Origin of the sequence: Bacteroides rodentium JCM 16496 (assembly GCF_000614125.1) — a bacterium.
Classification (GTDB): domain Bacteria; phylum Bacteroidota; class Bacteroidia; order Bacteroidales; family Bacteroidaceae; genus Bacteroides; species Bacteroides rodentium.
On the sequence record NZ_BAKJ01000017.1, the window covers coordinates 40,342 to 52,300 of the forward strand.

General features: G+C 48.6%; 10 protein-coding genes and 2 pseudogenes. 8 read left to right on the plus strand and 4 right to left on the minus strand.

All coding sequences use genetic code 11. The features are described 5' to 3' along the window. Nucleotides 1-120 precede the first annotated feature (120 nt). The 3 genes from pstB to pstC are packed head-to-tail and all read right to left on the minus strand — an operon-like array spanning nt 121 to nt 2,951. Nucleotides 121-876 (minus strand): phosphate ABC transporter ATP-binding protein PstB, encoded by a 756-nt coding sequence (gene pstB, locus JCM16496_RS09630; RefSeq protein ID WP_025833944.1) that lies wholly within the window; start codon nt 874-876, stop codon nt 121-123. Nucleotides 877-893: 17 nt separating this feature from the next. After that, complete coding sequence (pstA, locus tag JCM16496_RS09635) at nt 894-1,754, minus strand: phosphate ABC transporter permease PstA (protein ID WP_128809525.1); 861 nt, start codon at nt 1,752-1,754, stop codon at nt 894-896. Between the two features lie 12 nt (nt 1,755-1,766). Continuing rightward, the gene (pstC, locus tag JCM16496_RS09640; protein ID WP_025833947.1) at nt 1,767-2,951 is read right to left on the minus strand and encodes a phosphate ABC transporter permease subunit PstC; all 1,185 of its coding nucleotides are present in this window, start codon (nt 2,949-2,951) and stop codon (nt 1,767-1,769) included. Between the two features lie 257 nt (nt 2,952-3,208). Between pstC and JCM16496_RS09645 the strand changes: the two genes are divergently transcribed. The 4 genes and pseudogenes from JCM16496_RS09645 (at nt 3,209) to JCM16496_RS09660 (ending at nt 7,926) form a co-directional block, all read left to right on the plus strand. Next, a complete protein-coding gene (locus tag JCM16496_RS09645; RefSeq protein ID WP_025833948.1) occupies nt 3,209-4,030 on the plus strand; it encodes a PstS family phosphate ABC transporter substrate-binding protein in 822 nt (273 codons plus the stop codon). A 74-nt stretch (nt 4,031-4,104) separates the two neighbouring features. Continuing rightward, nucleotides 4,105-5,844, plus strand: coding sequence for a glutamine--tRNA ligase/YqeY domain fusion protein (locus JCM16496_RS09650; protein ID WP_025833949.1), 1,740 nt, complete (start codon nt 4,105-4,107; stop codon nt 5,842-5,844). 4 nt (nt 5,845-5,848) lie between these two features. Then, nucleotides 5,849-7,261: a tetratricopeptide repeat protein gene (locus tag JCM16496_RS09655; protein ID WP_025833951.1), complete on the plus strand. Its 1,413-nt coding sequence runs from the start codon at nt 5,849-5,851 to the stop codon at nt 7,259-7,261. A 27-nt stretch (nt 7,262-7,288) separates the two neighbouring features. Next, a pseudogene (locus JCM16496_RS09660) lies at nt 7,289-7,926 on the plus strand (DedA family protein). A gap of 90 nt (nt 7,927-8,016) precedes the next feature. On the opposite strand, the gene tpx reads toward JCM16496_RS09660, so the two are convergent. Then, the gene (tpx, locus tag JCM16496_RS09665) at nt 8,017-8,520 is read right to left on the minus strand and encodes a thiol peroxidase (RefSeq protein WP_025833953.1); all 504 of its coding nucleotides are present in this window, start codon (nt 8,518-8,520) and stop codon (nt 8,017-8,019) included. A gap of 126 nt (nt 8,521-8,646) precedes the next feature. Here tpx and JCM16496_RS09670 point away from each other — a divergent pair. From JCM16496_RS09670 to JCM16496_RS09685, 4 genes and pseudogenes are all read left to right on the plus strand, one after another. After that, nucleotides 8,647-9,227: pseudogene (locus JCM16496_RS09670) on the plus strand (HdeD family acid-resistance protein). A gap of 450 nt (nt 9,228-9,677) precedes the next feature. After that, a complete protein-coding gene (locus JCM16496_RS09675; RefSeq protein WP_025833955.1) occupies nt 9,678-10,142 on the plus strand; it encodes a DUF4494 domain-containing protein in 465 nt (154 codons plus the stop codon). Nucleotides 10,143-10,243: 101 nt separating this feature from the next. Next, nucleotides 10,244-10,909, plus strand: coding sequence for a YggS family pyridoxal phosphate-dependent enzyme (locus JCM16496_RS09680; RefSeq protein ID WP_025833956.1), 666 nt, complete (start codon nt 10,244-10,246; stop codon nt 10,907-10,909). A gap of 18 nt (nt 10,910-10,927) precedes the next feature. Continuing rightward, the gene (locus tag JCM16496_RS09685; protein ID WP_025833957.1) at nt 10,928-11,908 is read left to right on the plus strand and encodes a dihydroorotate dehydrogenase-like protein; all 981 of its coding nucleotides are present in this window, start codon (nt 10,928-10,930) and stop codon (nt 11,906-11,908) included. Nucleotides 11,909-11,959: the final 51 nt, after the last annotated feature.

The following is an 11,959-nucleotide window of genomic DNA, read 5'->3' on the forward strand; positions in this document are numbered from 1 at the left end:
GAACAGTTCGTTTCAAGGCACGAAACAGTTTGTTACACGAGGGAAAACACTTTGTTACACCAGGGGAAACACTTTGTTACACGAGGGAAAACAGCCCGTTTCTCCACAAGGAACAATCCGTTACCCGAAACGTCCCGTGATATAGTTCTGTGTCTCCACCTTATCGGGGTTCGTAAATATCTTCCGGGTATCTCCAAACTCCACCATCTCTCCCATGTAGAAGAAGGCCGTATTATCACTGACACGCGCAGCCTGCTGCATGTTGTGGGTGACGATGACAATGGTGTACTGCTTCTTCAGCTCATGGATAAGCTCTTCCACTTTGGCAGTGGAAATGGGGTCGAGGGCAGATGCCGGCTCGTCCATCAGCAAGACCGAAGGAGACACCGCCATGGCACGGGCTATGCAGAGGCGTTGCTGTTGCCCGCCGGAGAGGGCGTAGGCAGAAACATTCAGCTTGTCCTTCACCTCATTCCAAAGGGCGGCTCCTTTTAGGGTTTCTTCCACCCGCTGACGGATAAAGGTATTGTCGGTCACACCGTTCACGCGGAGTCCGTAGGCAACGTTCTCGAAGATACTCTTGGGGAAAGGATTGGGACGCTGGAACACCATGCCCACGTTCTTGCGGAGTTCGTCCACTTGCACTCCTTTTCCATAGATATCTTGTCCGTCAATGCGTATCTCGCCGGTCAGACGGGTATCGGGAACCAAATCGTTCATGCGGTTCAGCAGGCGCAGGAAGGTAGACTTTCCACAGCCCGAGGGGCCGATGAAGGCTATCACAGACTTCTCCTCAATGTCCATGCTGATGCCTTTCAGGGCATGGAAATCGCCATACCAGAAGTTCACGTCACGGGTTTCTATCTTGTTCTTCATACCTATTGTATATGTTTTCAATTCGTCTTAATCTTCTTCTCAAAGTATTTCCGCAGGGCGTTTGCCAGCAGGTTCACCAGGAGGATAATGAGTATCAGCACCAGTGCCGTGCCGTAGGCGATGGGAAGTTGCGCCTCCATATCGGTGCCGCTGGTAGAGATGACGTAGAGGTGATAAGGAAGCGCCATACACTGGTCGAAGATACTTGCAGGCAGTTGTGGCAGGAAGTAGGCGGCACAGGTGAAAAGGATGGGTGCCGTCTCGCCCGAAACACGCCCCAGCGCCAGAATCAGTCCGGTGATGATATTGGGCATCCCCATCGGCAGAATGACATGCCAGATGGTCTGAAGCTTGGTGGCTCCCAACGCGCGGCTTCCCTCGCGCATGCTGTCGGGGATGGCTTTCAGCGCTTCTTCCGTGGTGCGGATAACCAAAGGCAGACTCAGCAGGCCCAGTGTCAACGAACCTGCCAGGATGCTGTCGCCAAAATCCATATAATTGACGAACAGCGCCATGCCGAACAGACCGAACACGATGGAAGGGATGCCGCTCAGATTATTCGTCATCATCCGTATGAAGCGTACTACCCAGCCTTTCGGCACATACTCATTCATATAAATGCCGCTCATCACTCCTACCGGAAAAGCAAACAAGGCACTGCCCGCCATCAAGCAGAACGTACCTACAATGGCAGGAAGGATTCCACCGGCAGTCATACCGTTGGCAGGAGCCGTAGTGAGGAACTCCCAATCGATGACTCCTATACCTTTATATATAATGAAACCGAGGATTGCAAAAAGAATCACCACCACACTCAGACTCAACAGACGGAACAAGCCGAATGCCACGTTTTGCGAAAGATGCTTTCTATTGACCATATCTATCTTCTTTTATTTTCGTCTTGGCGAAACTGCTTCCACCGTGAAGTTTATCAATAAACTGATGAAGAACAGCACGACCCCCAGCAGGAACAATGCTTCGTAGTGAGGTCCGCCGGCAGGCGCCTCACCCAGTTCGGCGGCAATCGTTGCCGGAATGGTGCGCAGCGGTTCCAGGATGGTATGGGGGATGACGGCGGCGTTTCCCGTCACCATCAGCACAGCCATCGTCTCGCCCACCGCACGACCGATACCCAACACCACCCCGGAGGTGATACCCGAAATGGAGTAAGGAATCACCACCTTATATATAGTCTGCCATTGCGACGCTCCCAGCGCCAGACTGGCTTCGCGCATGGCACGAGGGCAATTTCTCATCGCATCTTCCGTCACCGTAATGATGGTGGGCAACGCCATAATGGCAAGCACGATGCTGCCCGCCAGCCCGCTCTCGCCCACCGGCAAGTTGAACACCTGCTGCAAAAACGGCACAATGACAATCAAGCCGAAAAAGCCGTAAACCACCGACGGTATGCCACTCAACAACTCAATGATGGGTTTCAGCAGATTCCTTACCCGGGAATTGGCAACCTCCGACATATAGATTGCCACCGACAGACCAAACGGCAGTGCAAAAAGGATGGCAAACAGACTGACCCACAGCGTCCCCGTAATGAGCGGCAAAAAGCCGAACTGCGCAGCAGGTGTTGCCGTGGGAAACCATTCGGCACCGGCAAAGACGTCCTTCACCGAAATGGTGTTGTCTTTCAGTAGATGCACCGAGTCCGGACGGACGATGAACTGCTGCGGTACAAAGGCTATAATGCCAGGCGTACGCTCCACCAGCTCCGTAATGCAGGCACCTGCATTTTCGTAGGAAGCGCCCAACTGTTCTTCCGTATAATACAGCGAGATGTCCTCCAAACGGAAAAGACGGATAGGGAGGTCCTCCCCTCCCACTTCGTTCCAGTTTGTCAGCTCTTCATCAAAGACATTCTTTATCTGTGCCGGAGTCAGTTCGTCCACCCGGTTCTCCTTATTCAAGGCCAATACATACCCTTCTTCTATCACCTTGCTGCTGAACAAGCCCAGCGCTTCGGAAAAGAGGAACACGACGATAAGTACGATGGTAAGGCTCGTCACAAAGCCGCTACAAGCCAGTATACCTTCTACAATCTTCTCAAAAATCTTTTTCATGTTGCCTATTGATTTCTGTATGCAAAGGAACAGACCGGATGTTAAGGCAGTGTGACTAACGTTTGAAAGAAATGTTTCAAACATGTTACAAAACTGTTACAACAGCTTAAAGTGCACCCCATGTAACACATCTGTAATATCCATTGCCTTAATTTGCATCATGCGTTGAGCCAGATTACATGATGCATACCACCGGTTTACATCATGCGTTTGCCCCAATTGCATCATGTGTTTACCCTATTTGCATCATGTGTTTTATGAAGACAAGAAAATTACTCCTACTCCTCGCCCTGGCAGCCGCCACCACCGGCATGCAGGCGCAGCGCATCAAAGGTAGCGACACCGTGCTCCCCATAGCGCAACAGACCGCCGAACGCTTTATGACCCTGAACCCCTCTGCCCGTGTCACCGTGACCGGCGGTGGAACCGGTGTCGGTATTTCAGCCCTGCTGGACCAGACCACGGACATCGCCATGGCTTCACGCGCCATCAAGTTCAGCGAAAAGATGAAGGCCAAAGCTGCGGGAGAGGAACTGGCGGAAGTACCCATCGCCTACGATGCCCTTGCCGTAGTAGTCCACCCCTCCAACCCGGTGACACAGCTGACCCGCCAACAACTGGAAGATATCTTCCGGGGCAAAATCACCAACTGGCAGCAAGTGGGTGGAGACGACCGCAAAATCGTAGTCTACTCCCGCGAGACTTCCTCCGGCACCTACGAGTTCTTCAAGGAGAGCGTGCTGAAAAACAAGAACTACATGAGCAGCAGCCTCTCCATGCCTGCCACGGGAGCCATTATCCAGTCCGTCAGCCAAACCCGCGGAGCCATCGGATATGTGGGCCTAGCCTATGTATCGCCGCGCATCAAGACGCTCGCCGTTTCATACGACGGACAGCATTATGCCGCTCCCACGCTGGAGAATGCCATCAATAAGACTTATCCGATAGTGCGCCCGCTATACTATTATTATAACCGGAAGAACGCCTCGGCCATAGCCCCTCTGCTCGATTTCGTCTTGTCTGCCGCAGGACAGAAAATCATCAAAGAGAGCGGATATATCCCGGTACATAAAGAATAAATCTTCATTCTTCATTCTTCATTCTTCATTTTTTTACCCTATCTTTGTCCCCACGATACGAAAATAGTAACATTATGGCAGAAATAAAGAGCGAAGAAACAAGCGAAAAAAAGAGTTTGAACTTCATTGAGCAAATAGTAGATAACGATTTGAAAGAGGGTAAAAACGGGGGAAAAGTACAGACACGCTTCCCGCCCGAACCGAACGGTTACCTCCACATCGGACACGCCAAGGCCATCTGCCTTGATTTCGGCATTGCCGCCGCACACGGTGGCGTCTGCAACCTGCGTTTCGATGACACCAATCCCACCAAAGAAGATGTGGAATACGTAGAAGCCATCAAGGAGGACATCCAATGGCTGGGCTACAAATGGGGTAACGAATATTACGCTTCCGACTATTTCCAACAACTGTGGGACTTCGCTATCCGCCTCATCAAAGAGGGCAAGGCATACATTGACGAACAGACTTCCGAGCAGATTGCCGCCCAGAAAGGCACTCCTACCCAGGCAGGTGTGGAAAGCCCTTACCGCAACCGTCCCATCGAAGAGACACTGGATTTGTTTCAGAAGATGAACAGCGGTGAAATTGAGGAAGGTGCCATGGTGCTCCGCGCCAAGATAGACATGGCAAGCCCCAACATGCACTTCCGCGACCCCATCATCTACCGTGTAGTGAAGCATCCGCACCATCGTACGGGCACCACCTGGAAGGCTTATCCGATGTACGACTTCGCCCACGGACAAAGCGACTTCTTCGAAGGCGTGACCCACTCGCTCTGCACACTGGAGTTTGTACCCCACCGTCCGCTCTACGACCTCTTCGTGGACTGGGTGAAGGAAGGCAAAGACCTCGACGATAACCGCCCCCATCAGTATGAGTTCAACAAACTGAACCTCAGCTATACGCTGATGAGCAAGCGCAACCTGCTGACACTGGTCAAAGAAGGCCTGGTGAACGGTTGGGACGACCCCCGTATGCCGACCATTTGCGGTTTCCGCCGTCGCGGTTACTCTCCGGAGTCCATCCATAAGTTCATCGACAAGATTGGCTATACCACATACGACGCCCTCAATGAATTCGCCCTGCTGGAAAGCGCCGTGCGCGAGGACCTGAACGACCGCGCCACCCGCGTATCCGCCGTACTGAATCCCGTGAAGCTCATCATCACCAACTATCCCGAAGGACAAGTGGAAGAAATGGAAGCCGTCAACAACCCCGAACATCCGGAAGAAGGCAGCCACTTCATTGAGTTCAGCCGCGAACTCTGGATGGAGCGCGACGACTTCATGGAAGATGCCCCGAAGAAATACTTCCGCATGACACCGGGACAAGAGGTACGCCTGAAAAACGCGTATATCGTGAAGTGCACCGGCTGCAAGAAAAACGACGCCGGTGAAATCACCGAAGTATATTGCGAATACGACCCCGATACCAAGAGCGGTCTGCCCGGAGCCAACCGCAAGGTGAAAGGCACCATCCACTGGGTGAGTTGTGCCCACTGCCTCGAAGCGGAAGTGCGCCTCTACGACCGTCTGTGGAAAGTGGAAAACCCGCGCGACGAGCTTGCCGCCATCCGCGAAGCGAAGAACTGCGACGCACTGACAGCCATGAAAGAGATAATCAACCCCGACTCCCTGAATGTGCTGCCCTGCTGCTACATCGAGAAGTACGCTGCCGGCATGCAGCCCCTTTCCTACCTGCAGTTCCAACGTATCGGTTATTTTAATGTTGACAAAGATTCCACGCCAGAAAAAATGGTATTCAACCGTACTGTAGGCCTGAAAGACGTTTGGGGTAAAATCAATAAATAAGAATATGAGTAAAAAAAACCTGCTGTCCGGAAGAGATAAGGAACTGCAAGAAATGGCAGAACAATATGAATCCGCCAAAGCAGAAAACAAAACCATCTATCTGGATGCAGACGACTTAGCCGACCTAGCAGACTGGTATGCCGTGCATCATAAATATGCCATGGCTACCGAGGTCGTAGAGTATGGCTTGGGAATACATCCGGGTAATACGGCTCTGCTGGTAGAGCAGGCATACCTGTTCCTCGACACCCAGCATAAAGAGCAAGCCAAAGATATATTGGAACGGATTGCCGAAGAATCTTCCGAAGTGAAAGTGCTCAAAGCCAACCTGCTGTTGGACGAAGGCAAAGAAGAAGAAGCGGAAGCGATACTCGACAGTATAGACGATAAGGATGACCTGGCCAATATCGTTGATGTATCCTATATGTACATCGACATGGGATCCCCGGAAAAAGCATTGACATGGCTGACGCGCGGACTCGAAAAATATGCCGAAGAAGAAGCCTATCTTGCCGTCACCGGCGATTGTTACTATGCTCAGGGACTGTTTGAAAAAGCCACCTTCTTTTTCAATAAGCTGATTGACAAGAACCCCTATTCGGCTCCTTACTGGTTTGGACTGGCCCGTTGCTACTTTGACCAGCAGATGTTCGACAAAGCAATCGAAGCATGCGACTATGCCACGGTGGCCGATGACGAGTTTGCCGATGCCTACCTGATGAAAGGACATTCCTTCTTCCAATTGGGAAATGAAGAAAGCGCCATGGAGAACTACCTGCAGGCCGAAAAGTTCCATCTCGTCTCCCACGGTTTCATCAACACCTTCATCGGTCTGAACAAAGCCTCCAAAGGAGAATGGAAAGAAGGATACGACTATCTGGAAAAAGCCATAACGGCCGAAGACAGCCATGACTTCGCCTTGCCCTCTCTTTATGCCAATGCAGCCCTATGCCTGCACAAGATGGGAAAAAAACGCAAAGCACACCAGTATTGTAAAAAAGCATACGACCTGTCCCCCGAAGAGATAGACCCGTACCTGATTGAGGGACGCATCTACATGGAAGAAGGTGAGTATGAGAAAGGTGTAAAGAAATGGGCCAAAGCTTTAGAATATGCCCCCTATGCGGATACCTGGCACGAAATAGGCATGTGCAGCATGGAAATAGGGCAACTGAGCTATGCCAAGCTGGCCTTTGAACATGTCAAAGAGATGGAACCGGACTTTGAAGGTATCAACGAAAGGCTGACTTCTCTGTATATGCTGCTCAAGGACAAGGAGAACTTCATGAAGTACAACCAGCTGTGCGAACATCCGTTCAGGCTGGAAGAACTGGACAAATTGCAACAGATACTACAAGAAGATAATCAAGAAGAGCTGGCTTTAGTAATGAAGAATATTTTCAATGCATTACAATAACAGTAATTATATCCACTAATCTAGCAAATGGAATCAGTAGCCTTTATCCAATGGTGTCTCGACCACCTCAATTACTGGACCATCACTTTATTGATGGCCATTGAAAGTTCGTTCATCCCCTTCCCCTCGGAAGTTGTAGTTCCTCCTGCCGCTTGGAAAGCCGCCAACAATGACAACATGAACATATATCTGGTGGTATTGTTTGCAACCATAGGGGCAAATATCGGAGCTTTGATAAACTACTATCTGGCAAAATGGCTGGGACGCCTATCATTTACAAGTTTGCCAACAGCCGTTTCGGGCACATGTGCCTCATTGACGAGCCCAAAGTGCAGCATGCGGAAGAATATTTTGACAAGCATGGAGCCGTATCAACCTTTGTAGGACGTCTGATACCTGCCGTACGCCAGTTGATCTCCATCCCTGCCGGTCTGGCACGCATGAAGCTGGGAACTTTCTTGCTGTACACCACCCTGGGTGCGGGCCTTTGGAATTCCATACTGGCTTTCATCGGATATTACTTGTCCACAGTACCCGGCATCGAGAACGAAGAACAGCTGCTTGCCAAAGTAACGGAATACAGCCATGAGATAGGTTATGTATTTATCGGCATCGGCGTACTCATCGTGGCATTCTTCATCTATAAAGGCATGAAGAAGAAATAAAAAAGAAAACGGCATGATAATAAAAAAGCGGTGGACAGCATGATAAATTCTGTCCACCGCTTTTTATTGTTTATCCCAAATCCAAACTTTCTACTTTTTTACAGCTTCAATCGCTTTATCATAGTCTGGTTCTTGTGTAATTTCAGGTACCAATTCCGTATAGGCAATCTTGCCATCCTTGCCGATAACCACTACCGAACGTGCCAGCAAACCGGCAAGCGGTCCGTCGGCCATACGTACTCCGTAGTTTTCATCAAAATCGGAGAAACGGAAATCAGACAAAGGAATCACATTCGCAATACCTTCCGTTGTACAGAAACGTGCATGTGCAAAAGGCAAATCCTTGGAGATTGCCAACACTACCGTATCGGGCAAGCTGGCAGCCAGTTTGTTGAACTTACGTACAGAAGTAGCGCACACACTGGTGTCAAGGCTGGGGAAAATATTCAAAATAACATTCTTCCCGGTCAGTCCCTTCAAAGAGAATGAAGACAAATCTGTTTTTACCAATTCGAAATCGGGGGCAACAGAGCCCACCTTTATAAATTCACCGATAACCTTTACCGGTTGTCCTTTAAATTTTGTTGTAGCCATAGTTTTATCAAATTATATGTATACACAACAAATTACATACAGAAAAAGTTCACCCGAAACTTTTTTCCGGATAAACTGTTATTCTACGTACGAATTAATGATAATCACTTAAAAAATTAAATTCACATGAAAACTATTTTTGACGAACTTCAGCAGGAAGTAAAGAATTGGTGGATTTCACTCATTCTTGGTATTCTTTATGTAATAGTGGCTATAAGCCTGATGTTCTCCCCCCTCAGCGGGTATGCGGTATTGAGCATTCTGTTTAGCATCTCCATGTTGTTCAGCGGTCTGCTGGAAATATCTTTTGCAGTAAGTAACCGTAGAAGGGTGTCCAGTTGGGGATGGTATCTGGCTGGAGGCATCATCGACATGATTCTGGGATTCTACCTGATAGCTTATCCGATGCTCAGCATGGAAGTCATTCCGTTCATCATCGCTTTCTGGCTGATGTTCCGCGGCTTCTCATCCGTAGCTATGCCATGGACCTCAAAAGATACGGGACAAGAGACTGGGGATGGTATGTTGCTTTCGGTATTCTTGCCGTCATCTGCTCGCTCATCATCTTGTGGCAACCGGCAGTAGGCGCCCTTTACGCCGTGTACATGATTTCGTTTGCATTCCTGATTATAGGTTTCTTCCGTATCATGCTGTCATTCGAGCTGAAAAACCTGCACAAGCGCGGGAAAGAGTGGAAGGAAAAATAACAATTGTATCTTACATCCTAAAAATCAAGTTCATCTTAACTCTGATTTTAAGACTACCTTCTAATCCCTTCCCTTGAAAATGCAAATTTATGTTTCTGCAACAGTGTTCAGGCTTTAAAAAAGATGTAGTACAAAGGTATAAAATATAATAAGTGTTACAAATACACACTTTATACCCCGTTACTCTTGCAAATGTCGAAAAAGTCCGTACCTTTGCAATGTGTTTTTCATAGTATTAGATTTAAGGTTAACAAAGGTTGGAGTACAGCGGTACTCCTTTTTTTATGCCCATACGTACCGTCCCGGTCTCCAATAAAATTTTCACGTAAAATGCAAGGCAACTTTTTATATCCATTTAGTTTTTGGCTATCTTTGCAATGCTTTTGGCGGGCATAGGCACGCATAAAGCAGATTAACTAACAATAAATCAATAATTAAAAACAGAAAATTATGGCAATGCATACATGGTTTGAATGTAAGATCCGGTACGAGAAAACAATGGAAAATGGAATGAACAAGAAGGTGACCGAACCATACCTGGTGGATGCCCTCAGTTTTACGGAAGCGGAAGCACGCATCATCGAAGAGATGACGCCGTTCATTTCGGGAGAGTTCACCGTATCGGACATCAAACGTGCCAACTATAGCGAATTGTTCCCCAGCGAAGAGGAAGCTGCCGACCGCTGGTTTAAATGTAAACTGGTTTTCATCACACTGGACGAGAAAAGCGGTGCGGAAAAGAAAACCTCTACCCAGGTATTGGTGCAGGCTGCCGACCTGCGTGATGCAGTGAAGAAACTGGATGAGGGCATGAAAGGCACAATGGCCGACTACCAGATAGCATCTGTAGCGGAAACGGCAATCATGGATGTATATCCGTACAGTGCAGAGCCCAACGACAAACCGGAAGTGTAAACAGATTTATGATTTATAATTTATGATTTATAGATACGCAATAATAGCACATCGCTTATAAATCATAAATTATAAATCATAAATCATAAATATTTAAACCAATGATTGCAGAGAATTTAAAACAAGTACTGAGCGAACTGCCTGCAAAGGTACGGCTGGTGGCTGTTTCCAAATTTCACCCCAACGAGGCGATAGAAGAAGCGTATCGTGCCGGCCAGCGTGTGTTCGGAGAAAGTAAGGTACAGGAAATGACCGCCAAATACGAAAGTCTGCCCAAAGACATAGAATGGCATTTCATCGGGCATCTGCAAACAAACAAGATAAAATATGTCGTTCCTTACGTAGCGCTGATTCATGGCATAGACTCCTACAAGCTGTTGGCCGAAGTGAACAAGCAGGCTGCCAAAGCCGGAAAAACCGTCAACTGCCTGCTGCAGCTGCACATTGCCCGGGAAGAGACCAAGTTTGGATTCAGCTTTGACGAATGCCGGGAAATGCTGGCCGCCGGTGAATGGAGAGAGCTCAAGCATATCCGGATATGCGGATTGATGGGCATGGCCACGAATACGGACAATGACGAACAAATCAAAACTGAGTTTTGTTCTTTAAGTAGCTTCTTCAATGAAGTAAAAGCCAAGTGGTTTGCCGATGCAGAATCATTCCGGGAACTGTCCATGGGCATGTCTCACGACTACCACGAGGCCATTGCAGCCGGAAGCACCTTGATACGTGTAGGAAGCAAGATTTTTGGAGAAAGAAACTATTAACCATAAAAAATCATTATCATGGCAACATTAGAAACTACTTTTGCAGGGCTGAAACTCAGAAACCCCATTATCGTCAGCAGCTCCGGCCTGACAGACAGTGCCGCCAAGAACCAGAAACTATCTGAGGCCGGCGCAGGTGCCATTGTACTAAAATCACTCTTTGAAGAGCAAATCATGATGGAGGCTGACTGGCTGGGAGACCCGAATATGTATCCCGAAGGCAGTGACTATCTTGTAGGATATATCCGCGAACATAAGTTAGGCGAATATCTGAACCTGATTAAGGAAAGCAAAAAGGTTTGCAACATCCCCATCATAGCCAGCATCAACTGCTATCAAGATGCCGACTGGGTGGAATTTGCCGCCAAAATAGAAGAGGCCGGTGCAGACGCACTGGAAATCAATATCCTTGCACTGCAGACGGATGTACAATATGCTTATGGCAGTTTCGAGCAACGCCACATCGACATTCTGAGCCACATCAAGAAGACGGTCAAGATACCCGTTATCATGAAGCTGGGTGACAACCTGACCAATCCTATAGCTCTGATAGACCAGCTGCATGCCAACGGTGCCGCCGCAGTAGTGCTGTTCAACCGCTTCTACCAGCCGGACATCAACATTGAGAAAATGATACAAGTATCCGGCAACGTATTCAGCAATGAATCCGATTTGTCCAAAGCCCTGCGCTGGATAGGCATCGCTTCGGCAGCCGTAAACAAGCTGGACTATGCCGCTTCCGGTGGTATTCACTCGCCCGAAGGCGTTGTCAAGGCAATATTGGCAGGTGCTTCGGCCGTAGAGATATGCAGTGTGCTTTATCAGAATTCGGCTACCATCATTGAAGAATACATCCGCTTCCTCAACTTGTGGATGGACCGCAAAGGTATGGAAACCATCAGCCAGTTCAAAGGTATTCTGAACGTAAACGACCCGAAGGGAGTCAATACTTTCGAACGTACACAGTTCTTGAAATACTTCTCTTCACACCACGAGTAGAAGGAACCGAGATACAAGGAGCTTTGATGCCAATATTTAGAAGGCGCGGAT